This window comes from Nocardia sp. bgisy118, assembly GCF_057708605.1.
This window is the reverse complement of record NZ_JBYISM010000023.1, coordinates 25231-51310: the sequence shown is the minus strand read 5'-3', so window position 1 is coordinate 51310 and position 26080 is coordinate 25231. Positions and strand designations below refer to the sequence as shown.

Genomic DNA, 26080 nt, shown 5'->3' with positions numbered 1-26080 from the left:
CCGCCACGACGGTCTCGCGGACGACCGAATGATCGTGCAGACCCGTTTTCGCCAGTTCCGGCAACGACATCATTGCTGAGCCTTCCACCTAGCCGCTGATTCGCAGAATATTCTGCTTTAGTAAGCCTAGGTAGCCGGCGCGGCTAAAAGCAAGAGATTCTGCTTTAGAATTTCTGCGTGACCGAACTCGAGAACGCCGTGCCGCAGCGACGACCGGGAGGTCGCGCAGCTCGAGTGCGGGAAGCCGTCCACAGAGCGGTCCTCGACGTCGTGACCGAGCACGGCGTCGACAAGGTCGGGATCCCGGAGGTCAGCCGCCGCGCGGGCGTGCGCGACAGCTCCATCTACCGACGCTGGGGCAGCCGTGAGAATCTGATCCTCGACGCACTGCTCGCCGCGAGCGAGCGCACCCTGCCGCTGCCCGACACCGGGACGCTGCGCGGCGACCTCACCGCCTTCGGCACCGCTCTCATCGATCTCCTCGACAGTCCGCTGGGCCACGGTCTGTTCCGTGCGCTGGCCTTCGTCACCGACTCCGAGGAAGTCGTCGAGGCGCGAAAGGCATTCTGGGCCACCCGATATCGCGTGACCACGCTCATGATCGGCCACGCTGTGGCACGCGGCGAACTCCCGCCGGACACCGACGCCCGCCTCGCCATCGAACTGCTGATCGCGCCCATCCATTTCCGCAACCTGCTCACCGGCGACCACCCCGACGCCGAGTTCGTCGACCACCTCGTCGCCCACGTGATCCGCGCCCTCCAACCGGCTCCTGTCGGCGATCCCGACGATGGTCGCGCTCGAGAATGAGCTCACCAGGCGCGCTGTTGCGAGTATGCGACTACTCGAATTCTCGTCGACGCGCCTGGTCGCGCAGGCACTCGGCGCCTCAGTGGATACCGACCAGCCTAGGGGAGGGTGTCAGGTTGAGGCTGCCGACGGCCGCGCGGACGTCGGTCGGCCAGATGAAGAGCCGGTAGGTCGGGTCGATGTCGAAATAGTCCTCGGGGCCGACCAGCACTCGCGTGCGCATGTCGGCGCAGTATCGTTCGCGCCAGGCGAAAGGATCGGGTACCGGCTTCCTGTCGACGATGATCGATTTGGCGATCGCGTACAGCCTTTCCACGCAACGGTATTCGTATGCGGGCATGGTCGTCGGCTCGTCCCAGATTCCGCGTCTGGCGGTGACCGCCTCGTCGGCGGCGCTGAGGAACAGGGGCAAGTCGAGTTCGCCGGGGATCGATGGGTAGATGATGAACGTCGCAGCCCAGCCCGAGCGCACCATGTCGAGGTTGAAGGTCGAGCGTTGTTCGCGGGTCAGTGTCGCCAGTTCCGGCTTCGAGTAGTTCGGGGCGAGGTAGGCGAGCAGTCGTCCGTTGCCGTCGAACGGTGCGTCCGCGGTGTGCACGAACAGGTTTCGCCGGGTCCCGTCCGGCCGTGTCAGTCGCTGGGCGGCATTGGCTTTGGCGAAATCGGCCGCCTGCGTGCCCTGGGTGAACTGGATGGTTCCCGCCTTGCCGGTGGAGAGTCTCGGTAGGAGGAAATCGGCGAACCGGCGTGAGACGGGTACGTCGGCCGGCCGTTGCTGGATCCACTCCGCGAGTTGAGCGAACTTCTCGTCCACCCCCACCGCGCCTTGTGGCGAACCGGCGGTGACTTCCGGTGTGTCGATCGACAGCATCCGCACGGGCATCCGGATGCTCGGTGTGTCGCCGTCGTGGATGTCCACCAAGGCCTTCGAATCGAGTGACGGCATGCCGACACCGCTGGATGACCAGAAGATTTGTACTGCCTCGAGCATTTCGGTTCCTTCCGAGTTCGGATTCAGTGAAAGTCGCCGGGTTCCGGGAACAGGCCCCTGCCGATGGGGCGGTGCGTATTCGGGTCGGCGGCGATGACGTCGGCCACGTCGGCGGCGTCGCGGAACAGCCGCGCACTGATCTCCTGCTGCTCCGGCTTGCTGGTGAAGGTCAGCTGAGCTGTTCGACGAAGCCACAATGCGAGCTGCCGGTAGGTCTTCTCATGGCTCTGCACCATGTTCGCCATGTAGCCGTTGTCGAAGAACAAGCGAAGGCCGGTCTCGGCGAAGTAGAAATGCGCGGCCGCGCACAACTCGGACGGCGGCAGGAATCTCGCGGCGAAGGGATCGCCCGCGTCCTCACGCTCGGTGATCCACGTGACGTGGCGGGCGTTCATTTCGTTCGCGAAATGCATGAAGACGAAGGCGGTATTCGGCAAGTTCGCCGCGAGGACCGGGTCCAGGAAGGTATCGGTATCGAAGGTCGGCGTGCGCTCCAGGTTCGCACCCTCATTGCGCATGTGCGTCAGCTCGTGGGCGAGCTGGCCACGGAAGCTGGCCTTCGCCTGGCGTCCGTCCGGGTGGTGGGTCAGGACCATGCGTCCGCGAATCAACAAGTCGTTCAGCGCGATTGCGCTGCGCTGCCGCCCATTCGAATCCTCGAACGAGACCGTGACACCGGATGCGTCCCGGGGTAGTTCGGCGAGTTCCTCGATGACGTTCTCCGGTATTCGATCGTCGTTCAAGCCACGGGCCCGGCTCGCCGCGACGATGGCCGAGCAGTCACCGGAGGTGAGCCTGTCGAGCATCGCGCGGCCGAGGTCGTGGCGTTGGCTCTCGAACGACTTCCGCAGCAGGTTCGCGAGCTCCAATCCGACGAAGGGCTCCACGCGGTGCTCGGCGACGAAACCGGCGAGTTCACCGAAATCGGCGTCCCCCGAGATGACGGGATCGTGGAACATGAACATGTCCAGGCGGCCCGAAGTGCCCTCGCCGACGACCGGATCGTCCGGGAACAGGCGCTGTTCCCGCTTGAATTCGCTGACCGCCGCGCCGGTCTTCACCCCGAAGATGCCGTCGAGTATTCCGGGGTCTTTGTCCAACCTGCGCAGTGCTTCCTGCACCCGCATGACGGAGAGGTTTTCCTCGGGCTCCATCATTCGGTGGGAACCCGCCAAGCACTTCTCCAGCACCGGATCGCCGGAGAATCGTTTCGACATCAAGCTCATGTCTCGCCTCGCATTCGCACTGGCCTGGACACTCGCCACGCGGTCTCGCGACGGGGTCGACACTTGTCGGGACGCCGACCGGCGGGCAGCGGACCCGCACGATTCGTGCGTCACGTGCACTATCCGCTCGGACCCCCGAGGCGCACACGAGTAGCCGGTACTCGATTTCTCGACGGCACGCGTTGGCGGTGTCCGCTCGAACCGGCGATCGCTCCACCTTCGGTGCCCGAGTGCGTACCGTGGCGAGGGTTCCGGCGTGGAAACGCTCCGTGAGAAGGGTGGAAGCATGACAGAGGCGCGAGTGCTTGTGGTCGGTGTAAATCCCGCGACGTTCGAGGGCTGGGATCCGGCGCCGGTCGAGGCGGCGATGGCACGCGGCCGGGCCCGATTCGACGATCTCGGTATCGAGGCCGACTGGTGCTTGGTGGCCCTCGACGAGAACCCCGAAGGAACGATCGTGGCGGCGCTGAACCGCAACAACTACGCCTGCGTGGTGATCGGCGGCGGCATCCGCAAGCACGAGCCGCTGCTCGAGTTGTTCGAGAAGATGGTCAACCTGGTCCGGCAGCACGCGCCCGACGCGGCCATCGCCTTCAACAACAGCCCCGAGGACTGCGCCGACGCGGCGCTGCGGTGGCTGCCCTAGCCGGCGTGTGGGCTCGGTTTCGGCCGGGCGACCACTCCGGAACCCGCGCGCGCTACCGACTGACTGACGTCCGAACTCCATGATGGTCGAAACCGAAAGGGAGCACATGAAACTGGAAACAGGCCAGGTCGCGGTGGTGACCGGCGCCGCCAATGGAATCGGACGAGCCGTGGCGCAGGCATTGTGCGACCGCGGGATACGAGTGGTGCTCGCCGATGTCGATGGCGACGTGGTCGCGACAGCCGCCGACGAGCTCGGGCCCGACGCTCTCGCGGTGCGAACGGATGTCGCTGATCCACAACAGGTTCGGCAACTGGCCGACACCACCCTGGCGCGTTTCGGGCGGGTCGATCTGGTGTTCAACAATGCCGGAATGGCCGTGGGCGGACCGATCTGGCTGGTGGAACCCGAGGACTGGCAGCGGATCTGGGCGGTCAATGTGCAGGGCGTCGTCAACGGGATGCGTGCCTTCGTCCCGCACCTGATCGCGGCGGGACGCGGCCACGTCGTCAACACCTCGTCCCTGGCGGGTGTCACCACCGGTATGTTCAACGCCCCCTACACCGCGAGCAAGCACGCGGTCGTCTCGCTGACCGAGGCGCTGCACGGCGAACTGGCCGTACTCGCGCCCGGGATCGGTGTCACGGTGGTGTGCCCGGGCCCGGTCGACACCCAAATGTTGCGCGGGATCACCGACGGCATCGGATCCCTGCTCGGCGACAGCGTTACCACACAGCCGGAGGAAGGATGGCTCGGCACGCTCACTCCCGAGCAATGGGAGCGTCTCGCACCCGGGCTGGGCGTCATCGCCCACTTGGCGGACGAGGCCATGCCCGCGGCGCAGGCCGCGGAGATCATCCTGGGCGCGGTCGAGGCCGATCGCCTCTACGTGACCACTCACCCCACCTGGGCGACACAGGCCAGCGAACGGGTCGCGAGGATCGTGGCCGACATGCAAGCGTCCACCTAGCCTGCGGTCCTACGACAATCTCTCAGGGTCGCGCCCGCGTATTCGCTTGTGCGACAAATAAATCCCCAGGCCGACCCGGCAAGGTCGGCCTGGGGATCGTCGATATCGATCAGGCCAGGTCGAAGCGATCGTTGTCGACCACCTTGGCCCACGCGGCGACGAAGTCGTCGACGAACCTCCCCTCGCCGCCCTCCTGCGCATACACCTCGGCCACCGCGCGCAGCACCGAGTGCGATCCGAAGACGAGATCGTTGGCGGTGGCCGTCCACTTGGTCTGGCCGGTGCGCCGGTCGGAACCTTCGTAGACGTTCTCCGTCGACTCGGACGCCTTCCACTCCGTGCCCTGGTCGAGCAGGTTGACGAAGAAGTCGTTCGTCAGGGTGCCCGGCCGGTCGGTGAAGACGCCGTGCGAGGTTCCGCCGAAATTGGCGCCGAGGGCGCGCAGGCCGCCGATCAGTACCGTCAGCTCCGGAGCCGTCACGTCGAGCATGTACGCCCGTTCGAGCAGCAGTCGCTCGAGCGGGGCCTTCTCGCCCTCGCGCACGTAGTTGCGGAACCCGTCGGCCCGCGGTTCGAGCACCGCGAACGACTCCACATCGGTGTTCTCCTGCGTGGCGTCGGTTCGTCCGGGCGCGAACGGCACCGTGACGTCGTAGCCCGCGTCCTTCGCGGCCTTCTCGACCGCCGCGGACCCGGCGAGGATGATCAGGTCGGCGAGCGAGACCTTCTTGCCGCCCGAGGCCGACCTGTTGAAATCCTGCTGGATCTGCTCGAGCATCGGGAGCACCTCGGTCAGCTCGGCCGGCTCGTTGATCTCCCAGCTCTTCTGCGGCTCCAGCCGGATCCTTGCGCCGTTGGCGCCGCCGCGCTTGTCGGTACTGCGGAAGGTCGCCGCCGACGCCCAGGCGGTCTTGACCAGCTGGGAGACCGACAGGCCGGACTCGAGCACCTGGCCCTTCAGCGCCGCGATGTCCTGCTCGTCGATCAGCTCGTGGTCGACCGCGGGCACCGGATCCTGCCACAGCTGCGGTTCGGCAACCCACGGCCCGAGATAGCGGCTGATCGGTCCCATGTCGCGGTGCAGCAGCTTGTACCATGCCTTGGCGAACGCCTCGGCGAGTTCCTCGGGGTGATCCAGCCAGCGGCGGGTGATCTCCCGGTAGATCGGGTCTTCCCGCAGGGACAGGTCCGTGGTCAGCATGGTGGGGGCCCGAGAGGGTCCGCCGAACGGATCCGGGATCGTGCCTTCGCCGGCGCCGTCCTTCGCCTTGTACTGCCACGCCCCGGCCGGGCTCTTGGTGAGCTCCCATTCGTAGCCGTAGAGGTTTTTCAGGAAGCCGTTGTCCCACTGGGTCGGGGCGGCTGTCCAGATGACCTCCAGGCCGCTGGTGATGGCGTCTTTGCCTTTGCCCGTGCCGTAGGCGCTCTTCCAGCCCAGGCCCTGCTGCTCGATCGGGGCGGCTTCGGGTTCCGCGCCGACGAGATCGGGGTCGCCCGCGCCGTGGGTCTTGCCGAAGGTGTGGCCGCCGACGATCAGTGCGGCGGTCTCCACGTCGTTCATCGCCATGCGGCGGAACGTCTCTCGGATGTCCCGTGCCGCGGCCACCGGGTCGGGCTTGCCGTTGGGCCCTTCCGGATTGACGTAGATCAGGCCCATCTGGACGGCGCCGAACGGGCGCGCCAGCTCACGGTCACCGCTGTAGCGTTCATCGCCGAGCCAGGTGTCCTCCGGGCCCCAGTAGACCTCTTCGGCCTCCCAGATATCCGGGCGACCGAAGCCGAAGCCGAAGGTCTGGAACCCCATCGACTCGAGGGCTACGTTGCCCGCGAACACCAGCAGATCGGCCCACGAGATCTTGGTGCCGTACTTCTGCTTGACCGGCCACAGCAGCCTGCGCGCCTTGTCCAGGCTGGCGTTGTCCGGCCAGCTGTTGAGCGGCGCGAAGCGTTGCGCGCCCTGACCGCCGCCGCCGCGTCCGTCGGCGATCCGGTAGGTGCCCGCCGCGTGCCAGCTCATCCTGATGAACAGGCCACCGTAGTTTCCGTAGTCGGCGGGCCACCAGTCCTGCGAATCGGTCATGACCGCGGCGACGTCGGCCTTCAGGGCGTCGACATCGAGCTTCTCGAATTCTTTCGCGTAGTCGAAATCCTCGCCCAACGGGTTGGATTTGGACGAGTGGGCGTGCAGCACCGAGACATCGATCTGCTCCGGCCACCAGTCTTCGTTGGTGCGGGGGCGATGGCCGGTCTGGGGAGTTGGGGACGTGATCGCCGGGTTCTCGCTCTCACTCGTGCTTCGAGTTCCGGCGTCAGGAGTGGATGGACGGCTATCGGATGTCACGACATTCCTTCCTGAGAGGTGGTGCGGGCTGCGATCAGCGAGGTGGTGATGCCGCACAGTCGGGGCACAGGCCCCAGTAGATGACCTCGGCTTCGTCGATCGAGAAGCCGCGATCGTCGGACGCGGTCAAACACGGGGACTCGCCGACCGCGCAATCGACGTCGGCGATCAACCCGCAGGTCCGGCATACGACGTGGTGGTGATTGTCGCCGACTCGCGACTCGTAACGCGCCACCGAGCCGGACGGCTGGATACAACGGATCAAGCCTGTCGCGGTGAGCACGCGCAACGAGTCGTACACCGCCTGGTGGGATACCGCCGACAGACGGGACCGCACGGCGCGGATGATCGAATCCGTGTCGGCGTGCGGACGATCGTGCACCGCGCTCAGCACCGCGACACGCGGAGCGGTCACGCGCAGCGAAACTTCCCGCAGCATTTGCTGGAATTCCGTGGCCGTGGGCACGCTCGGAAGTCTCGTCCGGTTTCTGGAACGAGTCAAGCATTTCGGCGGCCGGGTTTCGATTCGATGTGCGGCCACAATCGCCCCTGACCTGGGCCTCGGGCGCCGTTGCGCCACCGCGGAGGGGTTCGGCCGGATCCGCTCGGTCGAAGGTAGCGACGCGTCTGCTGCGACCACCGCGTCAGTCGATCACGGACCGTTTCCCCTCGCTTCGATCACCGAGTGGCGTGCACCGGCCGCCGCTCGGCGCTGCCGCGGTCAGGGCCGTCGCTCTCGACACTGCAGCGCTCCGCGGCGACGAGGTCTTGTCCCGGGCACGCGCTCTACTGCATCGCTCCACAATGCGCGCGGCTCCGGGACATCAGCAGGTTGCCACCAGGATCTGCTCCGATTCCGCGGGCCGCAGACCGTCGGCGCGGTCGGCGAAGTAGCGGCGCGTCAGCTCTTCGGACGAAATATGCTGGGCGGCAGGGAAACCCGCTTCCTCGGCGAGCGACACGACCTCGTCGGGGCGGAAGAAGCTGATGAACGGAGTGCCCGAGGCGCGGGCGCCCTGTTCGGCGAACCGGCGCATCTGCTGTTCGCCGGAGCCGACGAGTTCGAACGGCAGCATGAATGTCATGGCCAGGGTGGACCCGGGCGCGAGTGTCGAAATCTGACGCAGGGTGGCGATATTCGCCTCTCTCGTGAGGTACATCGAGACGCCGGTGGACGCCACGACCGCGGGCCTGCTCGGATCGAAACCGGCGGCCAGCAGACGCTCCCACCACGAGTCCACCTCGAAATCGACGGGTACCAGCCGCAACTGGTCCGTGAGGTCGAACCCGAGCTCGGCGAGGCGTTGGCGCTTCCACGCCTGCGGGCCGGGCTGGTCGACCTCGAACACCGTCAACCGCGCGGCCGACTCGGGCCTGCGCTGGGCGAAGGTGTCCAGTCCTGCGCCGAGCAGGACGTACTGATCCACGCCCTGGCCGACCTGTTCGGCGAGCAGATCCTCGACGAAGCGAGCGCGGGACACCATGCCCGCGCGCATCGGGCCGGTGGTCTGCGGATCCATATCCGGGCGCTGCTCCCAGCCGTCCTCGGGCCCCGCGAGCCGCAGCCCGATCTCGTCGTCGAAAACATGCGGGGCCGCATCGATCCGCACGTGCAGCGCCCGCCACAGCGCGGTCCGGATCGCGGTCTGATCCGGGGCGATCGTTAGCTCGTTCGGCATCGCGCTCACTCCTTGCCCGGTGCCTGTAGATTCCACTGCCGCCCGTCCGGGTCGCGGACGGTCATCTCCTGGGTCCCGTAGTGGGTCTGCTCGAATTCGGTGACGATCTCGACATCGCCGCCGGGGCGGCTCTGCGTGTCGGCGACCTTCATGACCAGCAGTGTCCGCGGATCCTGGGTCGGCGGGACCTCGGCCACGAAGACGGATGGGCCGTCACCGTTGCGAAACTGACCCGAACCGTGGCCGGTCTCGAACTCGACCTCGAATCCCAGCTCCTGCAGAAACCTGGCCTGCTTGCCCCAATTGTGGGTCTCCAGGAACACGGCATCGATGCCCTCGGTCCTCATTGCTGATCCTCTCCTGATGGTGACTGCGGGTGGGTGTCGCCGAGGTACGCGCGCAGCGCGGCGGCAACAAGCGCCGACAACGACATTCCCGACTCGATCGCCTGCAATTTGACCTGCTTGATCAGCCCGATCGGCAGATAGACGTTGAACTGCTTCACATCCTCGTCGCCCACGAGAGGATGCTAGCACGCTAGCTTGCTAGCATGCTAGCTCGAGCTTCCGATCAGAGTGACCGGTGGTCGGTCGTCGCGGATCTCCGGAGACCGACGCGGTTCAGCACCTGCACCACGATCGGCGCCGCGACGGCCGCCAAGACAGTGGCGACCACCTGCGCGAGCGCCGTGCTCATGAGGCAGCCGTCGCCGTAGCTTCGAGCGAGCCTGCCGGATTCTTCCGCGGCCCCTCTCGCGCGGGCGGCCGCTTCGGCTCCGTCCCAATGGGGAGATGTCATGGCGGTGAAGTCCTTTCGAGATCGGTGTCACCGACACTGTGACGCTATCGACCCGGAGGACGCGTCGAATCCGCCGAAATACTCAGCCTCGCTGCTCATTCCGTCGTTCCCGCGGGGCGCCGAATGAGTAGTGCCATTGAGTAGTTCGGCCGATGTCACCGAAACGTCGGCGCTCGTAGCGTTCGGTGCGTCAACACCGTGAGTTCGCGAAAGGCGGAGAAGCTATGCCATACATTCACATCACCCATGCCCCTGGCGCCGGTTTGACGGAATACCGTGCCGTGGTCGAAGCGCTCGGCCCGGAACCGGTGACGGGGAACCTGCTGCACATCGTCGGGGAATCCGATGGCGTCCTGCACGTGGTCGATGTCTGGGATTCGTCGGTGTCGGCCGATCGGTACGCGGCCGAGAGACTGTTCCCGGCGTTCGAGAAGGCCGGAGTGCGGCTGGGTCCCGATACGCGATGGGAGGTCTTCGACACCGAAATCATCCGGGGCACAATGGATTGACCCGGTGGAGGAGGCGGCGAGTGACATCCGGATTGATCGGTCGTGACCGCGAGCTCGCCGATCTGCTCTGCATCCTGGACGGGGCGGTCGGCGGAATCCCGCAGCTGGTGACGTGCTCCGGTGAGGCGGGCATCGGCAAGACCAGGCTGATGACGGAGCTCGCCGGACGCGCGCGCAGCAGGGGCATACGCACCCTCTGGTCGAGAGCGATGGAATTGCCCGACGCGCCGCCCTTCCGGCTGTGGCAACCGGTGCTCGGCGACGGCTTCGGCGATGAACCGATCTCCGGCCGTGCGGCATTGTTCGAGAGGTTCGCGGCACGGCTCGATTCCGGCGGGACCCCGACACTGTTCGTCATCGACGATGTGCAATGGGCCGACGAACCCTCGCTGCTCGGCCTGTTGCACGTGGTGCGTCAGCTGCGGACACAGCGAATCCTGGTGTGTGTCACCGAGCGCGACACCCTCGCCGACGCGGCGCCGGGCTGGCGAGTGATCAAACCGGAGCTGCTGCGGGAGGCAGCGGCCCGCACGATCCACCTCGCCGGCCTCACTTCGACAGCGGCCGCGGCGTGTCTCGCGGCGGAGGCGGAGCAGCCGGTGCCGGACGAGCTCGCCGTGCGCGTCCATGCGGCAACCGGCGGAAATCCGTTCTACCTGAGAGAATTCGGCCGCGCGTTCCGGGACGGCGCGGACCGCCGGCTGCCCGTGCCCGCCACCCTGCGGCAGGTGATCCAGGGCCGAGTGGCGCGGTCGTCACCCCGGGCGCAGGAGTTCCTGCGCGCCGCCTCGATCATGGGCGACCAGTTCGCGATCGCCGTCGTCGCCCGCCTGATCGGGCGACCGGCAGCCGAATGCCTGTCCGCCGTGGACGAGGCCGCCGCAACCGGGTTGTTGACCACCACGACCGAGCCCGGCTCGATGCGATTCGGGCACGCACTGGTCAAGGAGGCGTTGCGGGAGGGGCTGCCGCTACAACAGCGCGTGGTATGGCACACGCGTGCGGCGAACGCCATCGAGGCGTTGTATCCCGATGCGCTGGACGCGTTTTCGGCAGCGCTGGCATGGCACTACGCGGAGGCGGCGATCGCCGGAGATCGCGAGCCCGCCCGGCGGTGGGCGCTTCGCGCGGGCGATCTGGCGTTGCGTGAACTGGCTTTCGAGGAGGCCGTCCGGCTGTACGGGCTCGCGGTGGCCAATGCCGACGATGCCACGCCCGGCAAGCGGAGCCGGATGCTGCTTGCCCGGGCCACGGCAAGCCAGCGGGCCGGTGATCTGGCCGCGGCGCGCGCCGATTGCTCGGCGGCCGTGGCCCTGGCCCGCCGCACGAACGACGCGACGTTGTCCGCCGAGTGCGCACTGGTCCTCGAACCGATCGGAGATCGGTTGTGGGACCGTGACATTCACGCGTGGTGCGCCGAGGCGCTGGCGGGCGATGTCCCCGACCTGCTGCGGGCACGACTGCTGGCCCGCCTCACCGAGGCTGCCGTCTATCTCGGGCAACTCGATGAAGTAGCCGAAACCAGCAGTGCGGCAATGGCTCTCGCTGCCACAGTGGCGGACGACGAAACCAGCGTGGCGGCGCTGCGCGCGCGTCAGCTCGCCTGCACCGGGCCGGAACATCGCGACGAGTACGCCGTCCTCGCCGCCGAGATGGTCTCCGCCGGTGTCCGCACGGGCGACGCCGCGGCCGAGATGTGGGGCCACCTGTGGACCATCGACAGCCTCTGGGCGCGCGGAGCGATCACCGGCATCGCGACCGAACTGTCCCGGCTGCGCTGGTGCGTGCGGCACACCGGCGGCCCGATGGCGAACTGGCATCTCTTGATCGCCGAGGCCGCGCTCGCCCAAGGGCGTGGTGATCTCGCGGAAGCGACACGCCTCGGCGAGGAGGCATACCGGCTGGCCGAGTCGGTCGCCCACCCGGCGGGCGAAGGCGCGTACCGCGCATTGCTCACGGTGATCGGCCATCACGGCGGCCAGTCCGACGTCTCGTGCACGCCGCCTCCGCCGCGCATGAGCGGCGAGGTGCGCAACGCATTGTTCGCGGCACTGGGCATGGCGTTTCCGCTGGTGGAGCGCGGCCGGCTGCACGAAGGCGAATCGCTGTACCGCAGCCTCGGGCCTCCGCAGAAGTGGGAGATCCCGCCCTATTTCCTGCTGGATGCCCTGGTGACCGGAGGTGCGGTCGCCAGCAGGCTCGGGGCTGTCGACGATATCCGGTATTTCGCCGACCGCCTCGGCGAGCATCGCGGATTCCACGTGGCGGGCACCGGTGGAAGCGGTCACTACCTCGGACCGGTCGAATTGTGGCTGGGTAAGTTCGCTGCCGCGCTGGGTGACGCCGACTCCGCCGCAGCCGACCTGCGCAGCGCGGGACGGATCTGCCGTGACATCAGCGCCCGGTGCTTCGCGGTCGAGGCCGACTGCGAGCTCGCCGAACTGGTCGTGGCGGACGCACCCGAGGAAGCTCTGGCTTTGGCGAAAAGAGCTCTGCCCCTCGCGGAGAGCTGCGGCATGGCGCCGTGGGCGCAGCGCCTGCGAACGATCATCGGCGTGTACGCGCAGTCGACGACACTGTCACCCCGCGAGCTCGAGGTCGCCGAACTGGTCGCCACCGGCGCGACCAACCGCGACATCGCGCGCATCCTGATCATCTCCGAACGGACGGCACAGAACCACGTCCAGCACATCCTCACCAAGCTCGGCGTCAACAACCGCAGTCAGATCACGGCCTGGATGCGCCGGTCCGGCTGACAGCCGCACTTTCCTGCGGGAATCCGACTTCGGGCGGGTCTTGCACCGTGGAGTTCGCCGCGCCGCCCGGCAGCTGCCCGGTCTGTCGGGGCGCGCCGATAGTCTGCCGGGATGGTCAGTCCCGATTCGGCGCTGCGTCGTGTGCTGCGTGAGACAGGAAAGTTGCTACAGCCGTATGGGTTTCATGGTTCGGATCCGGTGTGGGTGCGGATCGAGCCGGGTGGTGTCGCCTCCGTCGGCCGCACCCGGTTGACCCGCACGTGGACCGGTGGACAGCAAGTCCTCGCATTCGGGCTGGAGCTGAACGCCACGCCGACGGCTTGGTGGGAATTCTGCAACTGGCGCGACGCTCGGCTGGGTCTGCCGCCGACGCCGCTGGAGAAGGCCGCGGGCCCGGACCTGATCACCTCCCATCGTCTGCCGGACGAGCTGACCGCGCTGTGGTCGGTGCGACTCGACCCGGAGCAACCGGGTCAGCACGTCCTGCAAGCCGATATCGATGCCATTCGCACCGAGTTGCCCCGCCGCGTACACGCTTACGCGCGCCGCGCATTGCAGCTGGTGGAGCCGGATCGGTACCTGGATGAGCTGCTGGATCGGCCGGACAAGGGGATCGGGGAGTGGGAGGTGATCGTGGTTCTGCTCGCCGATCGTGGTTCGGGGCCCCAACTCGATGACGCGATACGCCGGCTCCGAGTGTGCTTGTCGGAGCATGATGCGGCGGCCTACGAAGAGAACGTCATCGCGTACGCGCAGACCAGGGCCGCGCTGGTCTGAAGGCATCGAGGTCGTCGGAACCCGGGTGGTTACTGTTTCCGATTCGGTCCCGAGATGCTTGGGACAGAGCCGGATTCAGGTGAAAACGAGGGCCAGGAACCCGGAGGTGTAGGCGAGCGCGAAGAGGATGGGGATCCACTCCTCGATGTGCGAGAGGGGCCAGTACCGTGCTCGGTCCTTTCCTTCACCCAGCGCCCACCATTCGGCACGCCAGAAGGGGGAGGCGGGGAGTCGTTCCTCCAGGGCGCCGACGACCTGGTACTTGGCACTGTTGAGGAGCCGGTAGCTGCGGACCAGGTAGAACCACGCGAAACACTGGCCGAGGATCGCGGCCAAGGGGATCGCCAGCCACCAGACCTTGTCGTTCGGCGGGGCTTTCCCGAAGGCGGTCGTGAAGGTGAAGATGCCGGTGTTGAGTGTCAGGAAGAAGGAGTTCGCCAGGCCGCGCCTAGCGCTCACCCGGTCGGCCATCTCGACGCAGAGCCGGTACTGTTCGAGCACCGCACTCTCGAAGGTGGCGGTGCGGTTGTCGGAGTCTTCCGGTGCGTCGTTCCAGAGTCGGGTGCGAAGCTCGGATCGCTGATCGTCGTGGTGCACCGCCGACCTCCTCGTGTCGTTCTGGGCGTCCGGCTCGATCCGTCTCTTCCGGAGGCGTGGCCGGTAGGCGCGGACTCCGCTTCGGCGCCGAACTGCTTGGTTTGCAAAGGCTTTGGATTCAGCCGGCATAACGGCACGTCATCTTCCAGCCGGATGGCACGTAGGTCTGTACTTGGGCTCGGGTCACGAACGGAGTGGCGAGTTCGCACGCCTTGTTCGCGTCCCAGGGGCGGTCCCACAGTCGCACGGTGTGATCGGCGCCGGCGGTGGCCAGCCGCATGCCATCCGGGCTGAACGCCACCGCGTACACGGCGGCGGTGTGGCCGGTGAGTGGGGGACCGATCGGCCTACCGGTAGTCGGGTCCCACAACCGCACGGTGTTGTCCGAGCCTGCGGTGGCCGACAAGGTATCGGACGGGGCGAACGCGACGTTGTTCACCCCGTCGGTGTGGCCGATGAGCGGCGGACCTGTGGGTTGTCCGTCGGTCGCGTTCCACAGCCGCACGGTGTGGTCGGTGTCGGCGGTGGCCAGCCGGGTGCCGTCGTGGCTGAACGCCACCGCGGAGACCCCGCCGGTGTGGTCGATGAGTGGTCCGTCGACCGGCTTGCCGGTGGCCGGGTCCCACAGCCGCACGGGATGGTCGTCGAAGAGTCCTGCGGTGACCAGTCGGGAACCGTCTGGGCTGAACGCCAACGAGTACACCGGACCGGTGTGGCCGGTGAGCGGCGCACCGATAGGCCGTCCGCCGGTGGGATCCCACAGCCGCACAGTCCGATCCTGTCCTGCGGTGGCCAACCGCGTGCCGTCCGGGCTGAAGGCCACATCGAGCACCGCCTCGGTGTGGCCGGTGAGCGGAGGGCCGACGGGTTGTCCGGTAACGGGGTCCCACAGTCGCACGGTGTTGTCTGCGCCCGCGGTCGCCAGCCGAGTGCCGTCGGGGCTGAATGCCACCGCAGCTACCGGGCCAGTGTGTCCGGTGAGCGGTGCACCGATCGGCTTGCCGGTGGCCGGGTCCCAGATCCGCACAGCGCCATCCCGGCTGACGGTGGCCAAGCGGGTGTCGTCCGGACTGAACGCCACGTCGAGCACCCCGTCGGTGTGTCCGGTGAGCGGTGCACCGACCGGCGCGCGAGTACTGACGTCCCAAAGCCGCACCGCGTCGTCATCACCGCCGGTGGCCAGCCGAGTGCCTTCCGGGTCGAACGCCACCGCGTTCACCTCGCCGGTGTGGCCGGTGATCGGTTCACCGAGGGAATGACCGGTGGCGAGGTCCCATAGACGGACGGTGGTGTCGTTGCCTGCGGTGGCCAGCCGGGTCCCATCCGGGCTGAATGCCACGGAGTGCACCGTGGCGGTGTGGCCGGTGAGCGGGGTGCCGAGCGGCTGACCGGTGGTGGCGTCCCACAATCGCACGGTGTTGTCTCCACTGGCGGAGGCCAGCACGGCGCTGTCCGGGCTGAACGCCACGTCCGCCACCCAGTCCGTGTGGCCGGTGAGCGCGGGACCGACCTGTCCGCCGGTCGCCGGGTCCCACAACCGCACGGTGTGATCGGCGCCCGCGGTGGCCAAGCGAGTGCCATCCGAGTTGAACGCCACGTCGGACACCGCGTTGGAGTCGCCGACGATCGGTTCACCGACTTGCTGTCCGGTCGCCGGATTCCACAGCCGCACCGTTCCGTCCCAGCTTGCGGAGGCCAGCACTGTGCCGTCCGGGCTGAACGCCACCCCGTTCACCCTGTCGATGTGTCCGGTGAGTGGGGGACCGACCTGCCTGCCGAGGGCGGTGTCCCACAGTCGGACGGTGTTGTCCGCGCCAGCCGTGGCCAGCCGGCTGCCGTCCGGGCTGAAAGCTACCGAGTACACCCGCTCTTGGTCGCCGGTGAGTGGGTCGCCGACCGGCGCGCCGGTCGCCGGATCCCACAGTCGCACAGTGCCATCCATGCTCGCGGAGGCCAGCCGGGTTCCGTCCGGGCTGAACGTCACGTCGTTCACCCAGTCGGTGTGGCCGGTGAGCGGTGCGGCGGCTTGCTGCCCGGGGGCCTTGCCGAAGGCGATGCGGGCGTTGACCAGTGCGCTGGTGGCCTGCCACAGCGGGGCCGGCGTCGCTCGGCTGCTCTCGGCGGCAAGCGCGAGTGCGAGCCCGGCGTTGCCGGGCGCGGCATCGCGGGAGGCCGCGGCCAGGGCGAGAGCGACCGCCTCGTTGCGTTGTCGTTCCGCCTCGTGCTGCTGGTGGATCGCTTCCCGCCGTTGATCGAGCGCGATGGTCGCGGCGGCGAGGGCGATGACGGTCAGCAGGGCCAATCCGGTGACAGCGGCACGACGCAACCGCCGGAAGCGACGTTGCTCACGCAGGTCTTCGCTGGCCAGTTCGTATTTGGGCTTGCCGTGGACGGGGGCGGCCAGATCGATGACCTTCTCCCGGAACATCGGTGCGCGCGGGTCCCACGGCGCATCGTCGGTGACGTCGACGTAGAACGGTTCGGTCGTCAGGACACCCGGTCGTGTCAGCACCGGCAGGGCCACGTCGGATCGGTCCGGGTCGAACCGCCCGGTCTTCTCGTCCCAGATCAGGCGTCCTCCGGTGACGACGAACAGCAGGTTGTCCGATCCGCGGCGCGCCAGCCAGTGCGCGACTTCCTTGTCGACCCAGCCCGAGGCGGCCGCGTGCGGGGAGAGGACGACGACCAGGAACCGGGCCCGGTCCATCGCTTCGGCGACCTTGCCCCACAGGTCGGGACTGGCGGTGAGGTCGGTAGCGTCGCGAAACACACGCAGTGCGTGCAGGTGGCCCATGCGCCGGCCGATGCGGTGCAGGCCTTTCTGAATTCCGGCGGCGACCGGTCGATCGCGGTGGGTATAGGAGATGAAGGCGTCGTAGTCGAACGACGCCCCCTGTCCGCGAGCCGGCTGCTCCAGAGCAGCGGCAGGCTGTGCGCACATGGAAGATCTCCCGAGCCGAGACGTATGGGGCTGCGATATGCGAGCCTGAACGATACGAATGCGGATGTCGCGGGTAGTTCACTACTCGGGTTTACGGCAGGTCGAGAACCTCCCCGTGACCAGCAGTGCGGCGGACCCAGCGCGCACCGCGCCTGGGCGGCCGCCGCCTAGGCGCGGTGCGCGGACAAGCTGGAATCCCATGCCGATCCGATCGCCGATCATCGCCAGGTCGTCAGCCACCGGATCAGCCGTCGGACGGGCTCAGGGGAGGACGTTCGGAATGAGCTCCGGAGCCTGCTCCGCCACTGCCGATCCGATGAACGAGCCCGCGTAGTAACCGGCGTAGGTGCCGACCACGCCGCCGATCACACCGCCTGCGACGACTCCGATCGGTACGGCCGAACCACCCGTCGGCCCGGCGAGAGGCGTGGCGAGCGCGGCTCCGACGGTGCCGCCGAGCACCGCTCCGGTCACGCCTCCGATCACCTGGCCCGCGGTCTGGCCGATGTAGGTGCCGTTCTCGTTCGGGCTCGCGATCGCCGTCGCGTGAGCGACCGGTGCGGCCTGGGGGAGCGGCTCTACCGCCGAGGGCTCGACACTTTCGGCCACCGGATTCGATACGGCCGAGCTCGGAACGAAGTGGGCTGGGATCGCCGCCGGTGACTGGGTCGCGTATACGAGCGTGGCGGTGTCGGGCGCGTGCTCGACAGCCTGCGCGGGGGCGGCGTGCGCCGTAGTGACACCCAGATCGCCGAGGCTGACGGCAGCAGGCAGCGCCATCGCAACCGGTATTCCGCGCAGAACTTTGCTGCGCCTGCTCATCGCACGATGCCGACCGGCCATGTGTCTCCGCCTCTCCGTGAAAACGTCTGCTGTCGTCCGGGTATCGGCGGCCGCTTGCGGGGCACAACAGGAATGTGACCGGGTTCGCGCCCTGTCGCCGCGGCTATGGGTCGTTGGCCGGGCCGCTTCGCTCCGCGACCCAGGCCGCGATCTGGGCGCGTGAGGTGGCGCGGGAGCCTGCGAAGGCGTTGCGGGTGAACAGAAGTCGTGATCGGCATCGACAAGTTGCGGTCGAGCTGCGAAGAACGTCCGGGCGTGGGAGTTTATGATCTCGAAATCCGGGCGGCCACAACAGGACTGCCCTACATGCCTGCTTGGAGAACGCATTGAACAGCCCGTACTCGCCTGTTGCGGAGCTCAACCTGCTGATGGAGTTGCAGGAGAGACTCGGCTACGAGAATTACGCCGACGGTTTCGGCCTGACCGACTTCGGAGACCTCTCGGGCCTGGTGGCGGGCTGGTCGAAGGATCCGGAGTTCACCGACCGGCTGATTCCCTTCGCGCAGGCCAACGGTTCCGGTTCGTTCTACGCGCTGTGGCGTTTCGACGACCGAGACGATCCGGCGACGCTGCCCGTCGTCGTCTTCGGAGACGAGGGCGGGCAGCATGTCGTCGCCCGTCATCTGCGGGAGTTGTTTCAGCTCCTCGGCTTCGACTCGGAGATACGAGTCGATTGGGACGAGGTGTACTTCTACCGCGAGGAGGACGAGGAGTACAGCGACGGGCACGACGAGTTCGTGACGTGGCTCGACGAGCACTTCGGCCTGCCGGTGGCGGAGGACCCCGCGGCCGTTCTCGCGGCGGCGCAGGCGGGGCTGGGGGAGCGGTTCACCGAGTGGGCAAGGCCGTTCCTGGAGCACTGATGTCCAGCCGACCGGCGAGCCGCAAGTCTGGGCGGGTCGATGCCGTGAATATCGCACGCCGGGCTGTTTACTGGCAGGTGCTCGTTACCGCTCCGTGCCGAATGCGCAGGCAGCGCGGTGAATGCGGCCGTCGGCAACGCTGATCCGATCATGTCATCGATCGTCACGGCGTCACCGGCACGGATGCGGGCCGGAATCGACTGTGAGGAGGGCTAGTGACGAATAACGTGGTTCGCCGGGCTGCCGGCGCGGGCGTCAAGCTGGGTGTCGCGGGTACGGTGGCCGGTGCGCTGGTGCTGGGACAGCACACCGTCGCTCACGCCGCGCAGACGACCACGTTCCAGCTTCCGCTGATGAAGTTGACCCAAACATGGGGTATTCCATCGCAATTCAACGTCTACCTGACGGCGACCGTCGGTGACCAACCCGGCGTCACCACCTTCGGCGTCGCCAATCCCAGCCCCTTCGGCGGTGGCAGCATTTTCGACTCCCACGCCCGGATCTACTGGTCGAACACGACGACCGGAGCGTCCGGCATGGTCGACGTGGCGGATCGGGAAACGGCGCAGCGGCCCTGCGACTGCGCCCCGGCGCCGGTGCCGGTGTTCACCGGAGCGGGCGATATCGTCGCGGTCGCGTTCGCGGGCGGCTTCGCCATCAATATCTCCTCGGGCCTCGGTCTCTTCAGGGCTGTGTGAGCCTGGCTGCACGGCGTCGGAACCGCTCGATCCCACCGTCCTCACCGCTATCTGGCATCGCTCGGTGTGGGGTCGAAGCAGCAAGGCTTTCTCTCCGATCGGCCCGGGCGGGCATGGAACTCCGCCCGGGCCGATCGCCGAGTTGCTGTCACCCCGAACGAGTTTCGCCCGGTGGGTGCTGGATTCGCTCGCCGAAGGCTGGGTTTCCGGCAGGCCGGGCCGCGCGCGTCGAGGGCGGTCGGAACCCGATCGGCGAGCGCCATGTGCTGCCGCTGCGTCCATACCGAAATCTGTTGGTGAACAGAGGGTTTACCGACCTTCGGCGGCGGCGCGCAGGTCGGTCAGCCAGGCTTCGAGACCGGCCCCGAGGAACTGGGTGGAGGTCGCTACGTCGGCTTCGACCTGGGCTCCGTTCCAGTTCTCCTCGGTGCGCACGAGGACGCCGCCGTCCACCGGGGTGAAAGTCCAGACGTGGATGCCGTTGTCGATGCCGATCCCGTCGCCGATCGCAGGCCCGCTCCAGCGGATGCAGCGCTGGGGCTCTATCTGCTGAACGGTCGAGGTGATCGTGAGGGTGGTCGCGGGAGTCGTGGCGGTGGCGGGGACGGGGGTGGTCCACCGGAATTGTGAACCGGGCTGCAGTGGACCGGAATCCAGGCGCTTGTTGCTGGTGACGGGCTTCTGCCAGGTCGGCCAGCGTTCCACGTCGGTCTGCAAGTTCCAGATGGTGTCCAGCGGCGCCTTGATCAGGGTCTCGGTGCGGTAGTGGATCGGGGCGGCGGGATCGATGCCTTGTCCCCCGCAGGTCAGCGGAGCCGAGTCCGGCGAGCCGTCGGCGAGGGCCTGTGTGGCGGTGGCGCCGGCGATCGCGGCGGTCAGGGCGATACCGAGCAGGGCGGTTCGTCCACGGCGGCTGCGCGTGGCGCCGGAGGTGGTCTGCGTTTTCGGTGTGCTGGCCGGGCGGGTGTCGGTCATGGTTCTGCTCCTTGTCGGCGGCGGGCGAGGGAGTGTTATTCGGTCTCGCTTAAGTTAGAAGCTATAACAGATCACGGTGAGAGGCAAGAGTCAAAGTGATAGCCTCTAACCAACGTCGGAGAGACACAGTGGGAAAGGGGTGGACCATGACGGACACAGGGGTGCGCAGCCCGCGGGAGCGCTATCGCGCGCAGATGCGTGCGGAGATCAAGCAGTGCGCCTGGGAGCAGATCGCCACGGCGGGAACGTCCGCGCTGTCGCTCAACGCGATCGCCAAGCAGGTGGGCATGAGCGGCCCCGCCCTGTACCGGTACTTCGCGGGCCGCGACGAGTTGATCACCGAACTCATTCGCGACGCCTACCGAAGTCTTGCCGATACCCTCCGCGCGGCCCGAGACTCCGGCGCCGACGTGACCGGGCTGGCCTACGCCCTACGGGAATGGGCCTTGGCCGACCCTCAGCGGTACTTGCTCATCTACGGCACACCGGTTCCCGGCTATCGCGCACCCGACGACACCACCGCGATCTCGAACGAGACCATGACGATGCTGATCGAGGGATTCTCCGCGCTGCCCCTCGACAAGCGGGCGACACCGTTCGACACCCACCTCGAACACCATCGCCGATGGGCCCCCGACGACTCCGTGCCTACCGCGACCCTGCACCGCGCCCTGTCGTTCTGGACCCGAATCCACGGCGTCCTCTCCCTCGAACTCGCCGGGCACTTCACCGGAATGGAGTTCGACCCCGCCCTCCTGTTCGACGACGAACTGAAAACCCTCGTGACCGACTGACCGCGATCCCACTCCCACCGGCTTGTCGCCACCGTGCGGCCGGTCCCGGAGGCGGCGCACGGGAGACACTGGCTCCCTTTTGGTTTCGCGATGAATCTCGTCGAGAATCGGGTCATGACTACTGGGGGATCCGGCGGCAGACCGCGCGGCGTGAGTCTGGATGTCGTTCACTGGCACATCCTTCGAGAGGACGCCAGGTTTGCCGCGGGGTGACGACGCGGGCGACCGCTGTGCTGAGTACGAATGCGCTCGTGGTCGCGGGAACGGCGCTGGCGTTCTCGTCGAGGGGCTCGAAGCCGTTGAGTCCGTGGGTGTTCGCGCTGGCGGTCGGCACGCTGGTGCTCGTCGCGGGCTCGGTCATCTACGCGACGCAAGCATTGGTTCTCTTGCGGCGTCGACCGTTGGGCAAGGTCTTCGCACCGCGCAGCGCGGCGTCCGAGCTCTACAACTATCCCTACATCGGTCGCACCTGGTCGAGCTTCGAAGACTTCCATGCCTCGGTGATGAGCCAGTCGCCGGAGCAGCAGCTCAAAGGGGCGCTCGACGAGCTGTGGCGGACGTCGCACCTCTACCTCTACCGCTACCTGAAGTTCCGCAAGGCCACGTGGTTGTTGCTGGCGTCCATCGGGCTGCTGCTGGCGACCGTACTCTTGGCGGCCGTGTCCTGAGAGATCGCGAGCTTCTCGGCCCTTCGCGCTCGCCGACTGCGGCGGCGCAGATCGACCGGACGGGCTCGAGTAGGGTCGTAGGGCCCGCGATCGAAACGGGCAGGAGAGGGAGTGCGCACCATGCCGCTGTTCGGGCGGGATACCGAGCTGAAGGATCTGGGTGCGCTGGTCGACGGGCCCGAGGATCGCAGTGGGATGCTGATTCGGGGTGCGGCCGGGATCGGGAAGTCGGCACTGGTGGACGAGGCCGTCGCGGCGGCGGCCATCGCGGGGGTGCGGGTGCTGCGGACCGCGGGGGTGGAGGCCGAACAGAACTATGCCTACGCCGGGCTGCATCGACTGCTGTACCCCTTGCGGAAACAGCTGGATGGGCTGCCGCCCCGGCAATACTACTCTCTCGCAACCGCTTTGGGATTGCCGGACGGCGGCGACGAACCCACCGCCTATCTCGTCGGGCTCGCGGCGCTGACGCTGCTGGCCGACGCGGCGGGCGAGCGGCCGCTGTTGATCGTCGCGGAGGATGTGCACTGGCTCGATCCCGCAAGTGCGGAGGTTCTGGCGTTCGTGGCCCGCCGCATCGACCCCGAGCCGATTGCGTTGATCGCCACCCTGCGCGATGGCGTCGACTCGCCACTCGCCGACGCGGGGCTGAGCCTCATGGGGCCCGAACCGCTGTCCGACGACCATGCCGCCGCACTGTTGGACCTGATCGCCCCCGAATTGCCCGCGCAGACCCGTCATCGGCTGCTGGCCGAGGCTCACGGCAACCCGCTGGCGCTCACCGAACTGCCGAGCGCGGTGCGCGACCTCGATGAGCTTCCCGCGACACTGCCGCTGACCGAACGGCTCGAACGCGCCTTCTCAGCGCGCGGCACCACGCTGCCCGCCCCCACCCGGACCGCGCTACTCGTCGCCGCGCTCAACGACAGCGACTCGGTCACCGAAACACTGTCCGCCGCAAGCATTCTCCTCGGCACACAGGCCGGCACCGAGATCTTCACGCCCGCCGTCGAAAACCGGCTGCTGGTACTCGGGCGCGACACCGTCACCTTCCGGCATCCTCTGATGCGATCGGCTTTCACCACGACGGCGACGGCCGACGAGCGTACCCGCGCACACCGCGCGCTCTCCGACGTCCTCGCCGCGCACCCGGATCGGCGCGCCTGGCAGCGGGCCGCGGCCGCGACCGGTCCCGACGAACAGGCGGCACGCGATCTGGAGAACGTCGCCGAACGAGCACGCCACCGCGGCGGCGCCGTCGCGGCATTGGAGCGCGCCGCCGACCTCAGCGGCAGCCCGGGCCTGCGCGCGGACCGGCTGCTGCGTGCGGCCGAACTCGCCGTCGATTCCGGCCGCCGTGATACCGCCGAACGACTCGTCCTCGCCGCACGCGCGCTCCCCACCACGCCGCGGCACGATGCCACCGCGGCCTGGCTGCTCAGCGGATTCGACGACGGAGTCCGCGAAAACCCCTCGCGCATCACCGAGTTGGCGGCACTGGCGGCCGCTGTCGCCGCCGACGGGCATCCGGACGCGGCAATGCGGATCCTGTGGGGTGCGGCCATGCGCTGCTTCTGGTCCGAACCCGGTCCCGACACCCGCCCCGCGTTGCTCGCCGTCGCCGACGAACTCCCCATCGCGGATGACGATCCGCGCCTTGTCGCCGTCTCCGCGTATGTAGCCCCGTTCGAACGCGGCGGACGGGTCATCGACCGCCTGCGCGCCCTGGCCTCGGACACCGGCCGCAACCCCGAGGTGGACCGGTTCCTCGGCAGCGCGGCACTTCAGGTGGGCGCTTTCGATCTCGCCGCGCACTTCTCCGCCGCGGCCGCGCCGGGATTTCGCGCCGCCGGACAGCTCGGACTGCTGCCGCGCGCGCTCACCGTGCAGGCGTGGAGTCTGACCCGGCTCGGCGATCTCGCCGCCGGGGCCCAGGCTGCCGCCGAAGCTGCCGACTTCGCCCGCGAAACCGGTCAGCCCTTCATGCACGGGCTGGCCACCGCCGTCCAGGCCGAAATCGCCGCGCTGCGAGGGGATTACCCGCAGGCCGCGACCCTCGCGAGCGATGCCGAACGAATCGGGCTCGCCGCAGGCGCGCGACCCGTCCTGGCCACCGTCCAACTCGCACGCGGGCTCGCGGCGCTCGGCGAGGGCAGGTACGACGACGCCTTCGCCGATCTGCGCCGCACGCACGATCCGGGGGACCCGTCGCACTCGCCCGCGCTGCGCGCCTATTTCCTGGCCGAACTCACCGACGCGGCGATCCGTGCGGGTCAGGTCGATGCGCTGCGTGAACTGCTGCGCGGCGTGGAGCCTGCCGTGGCGTCTACGCCCTCGCCCGCGTTGCACATCGGATGGCGATACGCACACGCCCTCCTGGCGACCGACACCGCCGAAGCACACTTCACCGACGCGCTCGCGGTGGATCTGGCCGCGTGGCCCGCCGAGCGCGGGCGGCTGCACCTGTCCTACGGCGAATGGCTGCGGCGGCAGCGCCGGGTCGTCGAATCCCGCACCCATTTGCGCACGGCCAGAGAGATTTTCGACGCGCTCGGGTTCACCGCCTGGAGCGAACGAGCTCGGCTGGAACTGCGCAGTGCCGGTGAATCCAGCCCGAACCGGGATCCGGACGCCCGCGATCGGCTCACTCCACACGAGCTGAGCATCGCCCGGCTGGCAGCCCAGGGACTGACCAACCGGGAAATCGGGCAGCGGCTGTACCTGTCGCATCGGACCGTCAGCACCCATCTGCATCGCATCTTCCCCAAACTCGGCGTCAGCTCGCGCACCGATCTCGCGGCACTGCTTCCGGCCGACGAGGACACGACCGCCTGATGCGGGCCGACCCGGCGGCGGACCGAAGCGCACGAACAGCCGTTCCACGCCGATGACCGACAGGGAGTACGTCAACCGACGCTCGCAACGGCATTCGCGCGCTACCTAGCGTCATCGGCGTGGCCGGGGCGATTCACCGGCCTTCGCTCATGGACGACACCGGTAGGAGTTGCGATGACCATCAGCAGACGACGACTGTTCGGCGGAGCGCTCGCGGTGAGCGCCGCGAGTGTGGCCGCGACCTCCCTCGCCGCTTGCGCCACCGACCATGCCGCCGCACCCGCGACCACCGCACCGGGCGCGGACCTGCGCGCGGGATCGGGAGCCAACACCACCCTCGGGCCCATCACGCAGATCGACGCCGGTGTGCTGAACGTCGGATACGCCGAATTCGGTCCCCCCACAGGACAACCGGTCCTGCTGCTGCACGGCTGGCCGTACGATCCACACAGTTACGCCGATGTCGGACCGCTGCTCGCCGCGGCGGGCTACCGGGTGATCGTCCCGTACCTGCGCGGCTACGGACCCACCACCTTCCTGTCCGACCGAACCATCCGCAACGGCCAGCAGACGGCCATCGCGCGCGACATCGTCGACCTGATGGACGCCATGCACATCGACGAGGCAGTCCTCGGCGGATACGACTGGGGCGCAAGGACGGTCGACGTCATCGCTGCGCTGTGGCCGCAGCGCTGCAAAGCCATCGTGTCCGTGAGCGGATATCTGGTCACCCAGATCGCCGCCAACCAGCAACCGCTCCCGCCGGAGGCCGAACTCGGCTGGTGGTACCAGTACTACTTCGCCACGGAGCGCGGACGGCTCGGCTACAGCCGCAACCGCCGCGATTTCAACAAGCTGATCTGGCGGCGGGCCTCGCCGCTGTGGAACTTCGACGACGCCACCTACGACCGCAGCGCCACCGCCTTCGACAATCCCGACCACGTCGACATCGTCGTCCACAACTACCGGTGGCGGCTCGGCCTCGCACCGGGCGAACCGCACTACGACGCCTATGAACGGCAACTCGACGGTGCCACCGTCTCCGTGCCTGCCATTACCGTCAGCAGCGATTTCGACGGCGTGGCCAAGGACGGAAAGGCCTACCGCGGCAAGTTCACCGGCAAATACGAGCATCGCGTCCTGGACGGCATCGGGCACAACGTCCCGCAGGAAGCGCCACACCCGTTCGCCCGGGCCGTCATCGACGCCGATCACCTGTGATTCCCGGCGCAGAGTGTCCGCGCCCCGCACAGAGGCCAGAGCTTCTGCGAGGAGTGCGAACGGCCTGCGCCCATCGTCCTGCTCTCCCGCGTCGCCAGTGCGAGAGGCGATTACGTCAACGCAGCGTCATCTGACGGATTCG

The 26080-nt window shown here is 67.9% G+C and carries 24 protein-coding genes; 12 read left to right on the top strand and 12 right to left on the bottom strand.

Annotated features, from left to right (window positions below; all coding sequences use genetic code 11):
• Positions 1-177: 177 nt before the first annotated feature.
• On the top strand, positions 178-810 hold the full coding sequence (locus AC3EO7_RS25515) for a TetR/AcrR family transcriptional regulator (protein WP_435592573.1): 633 nt from the start codon (positions 178-180) through the stop codon (positions 808-810).
• Positions 811-889: 79 nt separating this feature from the next.
• Here AC3EO7_RS25515 and AC3EO7_RS25510 read toward each other — a convergent pair whose 3' ends face one another.
• Both AC3EO7_RS25510 and AC3EO7_RS25505 read right to left on the bottom strand, forming a co-directional pair.
• The gene (locus AC3EO7_RS25510) at positions 890-1756 is read right to left on the bottom strand and encodes a thermonuclease family protein (RefSeq protein ID WP_435592572.1); all 867 of its coding nucleotides are present in this window, start codon (positions 1754-1756) and stop codon (positions 890-892) included.
• A gap of 68 nt (positions 1757-1824) precedes the next feature.
• Positions 1825-3027: a peptidoglycan-binding domain-containing protein gene (locus AC3EO7_RS25505; RefSeq protein ID WP_435592571.1), complete on the bottom strand. Its 1203-nt coding sequence runs from the start codon at positions 3025-3027 to the stop codon at positions 1825-1827.
• 286 nt (positions 3028-3313) lie between these two features.
• On the opposite strand from AC3EO7_RS25505, the gene AC3EO7_RS25500 reads away from it, so the two are divergent.
• Entirely contained in the window at positions 3314-3673 is a 360-nt protein-coding gene (locus tag AC3EO7_RS25500; protein ID WP_431970497.1) for a hypothetical protein, read from the top strand.
• A gap of 106 nt (positions 3674-3779) precedes the next feature.
• Entirely contained in the window at positions 3780-4643 is an 864-nt protein-coding gene (locus tag AC3EO7_RS25495) for an SDR family oxidoreductase (RefSeq protein WP_435592570.1), read from the top strand.
• A 109-nt stretch (positions 4644-4752) separates the two neighbouring features.
• On the opposite strand, the gene katG is transcribed toward AC3EO7_RS25495, so the two are convergent.
• The 6 genes from katG to AC3EO7_RS25465 form a co-directional block, all read right to left on the bottom strand.
• Positions 4753-6984: a catalase/peroxidase HPI gene (gene katG / locus AC3EO7_RS25490; RefSeq protein ID WP_435592569.1), complete on the bottom strand. Its 2232-nt coding sequence runs from the start codon at positions 6982-6984 to the stop codon at positions 4753-4755.
• A 34-nt stretch (positions 6985-7018) separates the two neighbouring features.
• Positions 7019-7423, bottom strand: a complete 405-nt coding sequence (locus tag AC3EO7_RS25485) for a Fur family transcriptional regulator (RefSeq protein ID WP_431970626.1) — start codon at positions 7421-7423, stop codon at positions 7019-7021.
• 385 nt (positions 7424-7808) lie between these two features.
• Positions 7809-8663, bottom strand: a complete 855-nt coding sequence (locus AC3EO7_RS25480; RefSeq protein WP_431970494.1) for a class I SAM-dependent methyltransferase — start codon at positions 8661-8663, stop codon at positions 7809-7811.
• Between the two features lie 5 nt (positions 8664-8668).
• Positions 8669-9010 (bottom strand): VOC family protein, encoded by a 342-nt coding sequence (locus AC3EO7_RS25475; RefSeq protein ID WP_431970493.1) that lies wholly within the window; start codon positions 9008-9010, stop codon positions 8669-8671.
• Entirely contained in the window at positions 9007-9183 is a 177-nt protein-coding gene (locus AC3EO7_RS25470; protein WP_431970492.1) for a CopG family transcriptional regulator, read from the bottom strand. The genes AC3EO7_RS25475 and AC3EO7_RS25470 overlap by 4 nt, the downstream gene beginning before the upstream one ends.
• Before the next feature lie 50 nt (positions 9184-9233).
• Entirely contained in the window at positions 9234-9461 is a 228-nt protein-coding gene (locus AC3EO7_RS25465) for a hypothetical protein (RefSeq protein ID WP_431970491.1), read from the bottom strand.
• Between the two features lie 224 nt (positions 9462-9685).
• On the opposite strand from AC3EO7_RS25465, the gene AC3EO7_RS25460 reads away from it, so the two are divergent.
• From AC3EO7_RS25460 to AC3EO7_RS25450, 3 genes are all read left to right on the top strand, one after another.
• The gene (locus tag AC3EO7_RS25460) at positions 9686-9970 is read left to right on the top strand and encodes a hypothetical protein (RefSeq protein ID WP_431970490.1); all 285 of its coding nucleotides are present in this window, start codon (positions 9686-9688) and stop codon (positions 9968-9970) included.
• 20 nt (positions 9971-9990) lie between these two features.
• Positions 9991-12726, top strand: coding sequence for an ATP-binding protein (locus tag AC3EO7_RS25455; RefSeq protein WP_435592568.1), 2736 nt, complete (start codon positions 9991-9993; stop codon positions 12724-12726).
• A gap of 111 nt (positions 12727-12837) precedes the next feature.
• Positions 12838-13503: a hypothetical protein gene (locus AC3EO7_RS25450; protein WP_435592567.1), complete on the top strand. Its 666-nt coding sequence runs from the start codon at positions 12838-12840 to the stop codon at positions 13501-13503.
• Between the two features lie 75 nt (positions 13504-13578).
• Here AC3EO7_RS25450 and AC3EO7_RS25445 read toward each other — a convergent pair whose 3' ends face one another.
• The 3 genes from AC3EO7_RS25445 to AC3EO7_RS25435 form a co-directional block, all read right to left on the bottom strand.
• On the bottom strand, positions 13579-14100 hold the full coding sequence (locus tag AC3EO7_RS25445; RefSeq protein ID WP_435592566.1) for a RipA family octameric membrane protein: 522 nt from the start codon (positions 14098-14100) through the stop codon (positions 13579-13581).
• A gap of 118 nt (positions 14101-14218) precedes the next feature.
• The gene (locus AC3EO7_RS25440; protein WP_435592565.1) at positions 14219-17041 is read right to left on the bottom strand and encodes a TIR domain-containing protein; all 2823 of its coding nucleotides are present in this window, start codon (positions 17039-17041) and stop codon (positions 14219-14221) included.
• 261 nt (positions 17042-17302) lie between these two features.
• A complete protein-coding gene (locus AC3EO7_RS25435; RefSeq protein ID WP_431970485.1) occupies positions 17303-17821 on the bottom strand; it encodes a hypothetical protein in 519 nt (172 codons plus the stop codon).
• 377 nt (positions 17822-18198) lie between these two features.
• On the opposite strand from AC3EO7_RS25435, the gene AC3EO7_RS25430 reads away from it, so the two are divergent.
• Both AC3EO7_RS25430 and AC3EO7_RS25425 read left to right on the top strand, forming a co-directional pair.
• Positions 18199-18747 carry a hypothetical protein gene (locus AC3EO7_RS25430; protein WP_431970484.1) on the top strand — a complete coding sequence of 183 codons (549 nt, stop codon included), beginning with the start codon at positions 18199-18201 and terminating at the stop codon, positions 18745-18747.
• 215 nt (positions 18748-18962) lie between these two features.
• Positions 18963-19445: a hypothetical protein gene (locus AC3EO7_RS25425; RefSeq protein ID WP_431970483.1), complete on the top strand. Its 483-nt coding sequence runs from the start codon at positions 18963-18965 to the stop codon at positions 19443-19445.
• A gap of 309 nt (positions 19446-19754) precedes the next feature.
• Here AC3EO7_RS25425 and AC3EO7_RS25420 read toward each other — a convergent pair whose 3' ends face one another.
• Positions 19755-20420 (bottom strand): SRPBCC family protein, encoded by a 666-nt coding sequence (locus tag AC3EO7_RS25420; protein WP_431970482.1) that lies wholly within the window; start codon positions 20418-20420, stop codon positions 19755-19757.
• Positions 20421-20566: 146 nt separating this feature from the next.
• On the opposite strand from AC3EO7_RS25420, the gene AC3EO7_RS25415 reads away from it, so the two are divergent.
• The 4 genes from AC3EO7_RS25415 to AC3EO7_RS25400 all read left to right on the top strand — a co-directional run bounded on the left by AC3EO7_RS25415 (position 20567) and on the right by AC3EO7_RS25400 (position 25938).
• Positions 20567-21214: a TetR/AcrR family transcriptional regulator gene (locus AC3EO7_RS25415; protein ID WP_431970481.1), complete on the top strand. Its 648-nt coding sequence runs from the start codon at positions 20567-20569 to the stop codon at positions 21212-21214.
• Positions 21215-21444: 230 nt separating this feature from the next.
• Positions 21445-21882 (top strand): Pycsar system effector family protein, encoded by a 438-nt coding sequence (locus AC3EO7_RS25410; RefSeq protein WP_431970480.1) that lies wholly within the window; start codon positions 21445-21447, stop codon positions 21880-21882.
• 120 nt (positions 21883-22002) lie between these two features.
• The gene (locus AC3EO7_RS25405) at positions 22003-24717 is read left to right on the top strand and encodes an AAA family ATPase (RefSeq protein WP_435592612.1); all 2715 of its coding nucleotides are present in this window, start codon (positions 22003-22005) and stop codon (positions 24715-24717) included.
• A gap of 174 nt (positions 24718-24891) precedes the next feature.
• Complete coding sequence (locus tag AC3EO7_RS25400; RefSeq protein ID WP_435592563.1) at positions 24892-25938, top strand: alpha/beta fold hydrolase; 1047 nt, start codon at positions 24892-24894, stop codon at positions 25936-25938.
• The last annotated feature ends 142 nt before the right edge of the window (positions 25939-26080 follow it).

Bases quoted from the DNA above. Each gene is read 5' to 3' on its own strand.
- AC3EO7_RS25450 (WP_435592567.1), top strand. From the start codon at position 12,838: ATGGTCAGTCCCGATTCGGCGCTGCGTCGTGTGCTGCGTGAGACAGGA.
- AC3EO7_RS25460 (WP_431970490.1), top strand. From the start codon at position 9,686: ATGCCATACATTCACATCACCCATGCCCCTGGCGCCGGTTTGACGGAA.
- AC3EO7_RS25400 (WP_435592563.1), top strand. From the start codon at position 24,892: ATGACCATCAGCAGACGACGACTGTTCGGCGGAGCGCTCGCGGTGAGC.
- AC3EO7_RS25465 (WP_431970491.1), bottom strand. From the start codon at position 9,461: ATGACATCTCCCCATTGGGACGGAGCCGAAGCGGCCGCCCGCGCGAGA.
- AC3EO7_RS25510 (WP_435592572.1), bottom strand. From the start codon at position 1,756: ATGCCGTCACTCGATTCGAAGGCCTTGGTGGACATCCACGACGGCGAC.
- AC3EO7_RS25435 (WP_431970485.1), bottom strand. From the start codon at position 17,821: ATGGCGCTGCCTGCTGCCGTCAGCCTCGGCGATCTGGGTGTCACTACG.
- AC3EO7_RS25480 (WP_431970494.1), bottom strand. From the start codon at position 8,663: ATGCCGAACGAGCTAACGATCGCCCCGGATCAGACCGCGATCCGGACC.
- AC3EO7_RS25405 (WP_435592612.1), top strand. From the start codon at position 22,003: ATGCCGCTGTTCGGGCGGGATACCGAGCTGAAGGATCTGGGTGCGCTG.
- AC3EO7_RS25495 (WP_435592570.1), top strand. From the start codon at position 3,780: ATGAAACTGGAAACAGGCCAGGTCGCGGTGGTGACCGGCGCCGCCAAT.
- AC3EO7_RS25420 (WP_431970482.1), bottom strand. From the start codon at position 20,420: ATGACCGACACCCGCCCGGCCAGCACACCGAAAACGCAGACCACCTCC.
- AC3EO7_RS25475 (WP_431970493.1), bottom strand. From the start codon at position 9,010: ATGAGGACCGAGGGCATCGATGCCGTGTTCCTGGAGACCCACAATTGG.
- AC3EO7_RS25415 (WP_431970481.1), top strand. From the start codon at position 20,567: ATGACGGACACAGGGGTGCGCAGCCCGCGGGAGCGCTATCGCGCGCAG.
- AC3EO7_RS25485 (WP_431970626.1), bottom strand. From the start codon at position 7,423: ATGCTGCGGGAAGTTTCGCTGCGCGTGACCGCTCCGCGTGTCGCGGTG.
- AC3EO7_RS25505 (WP_435592571.1), bottom strand. From the start codon at position 3,027: ATGAGCTTGATGTCGAAACGATTCTCCGGCGATCCGGTGCTGGAGAAG.
- AC3EO7_RS25500 (WP_431970497.1), top strand. From the start codon at position 3,314: ATGACAGAGGCGCGAGTGCTTGTGGTCGGTGTAAATCCCGCGACGTTC.
- AC3EO7_RS25440 (WP_435592565.1), bottom strand. From the start codon at position 17,041: ATGTGCGCACAGCCTGCCGCTGCTCTGGAGCAGCCGGCTCGCGGACAG.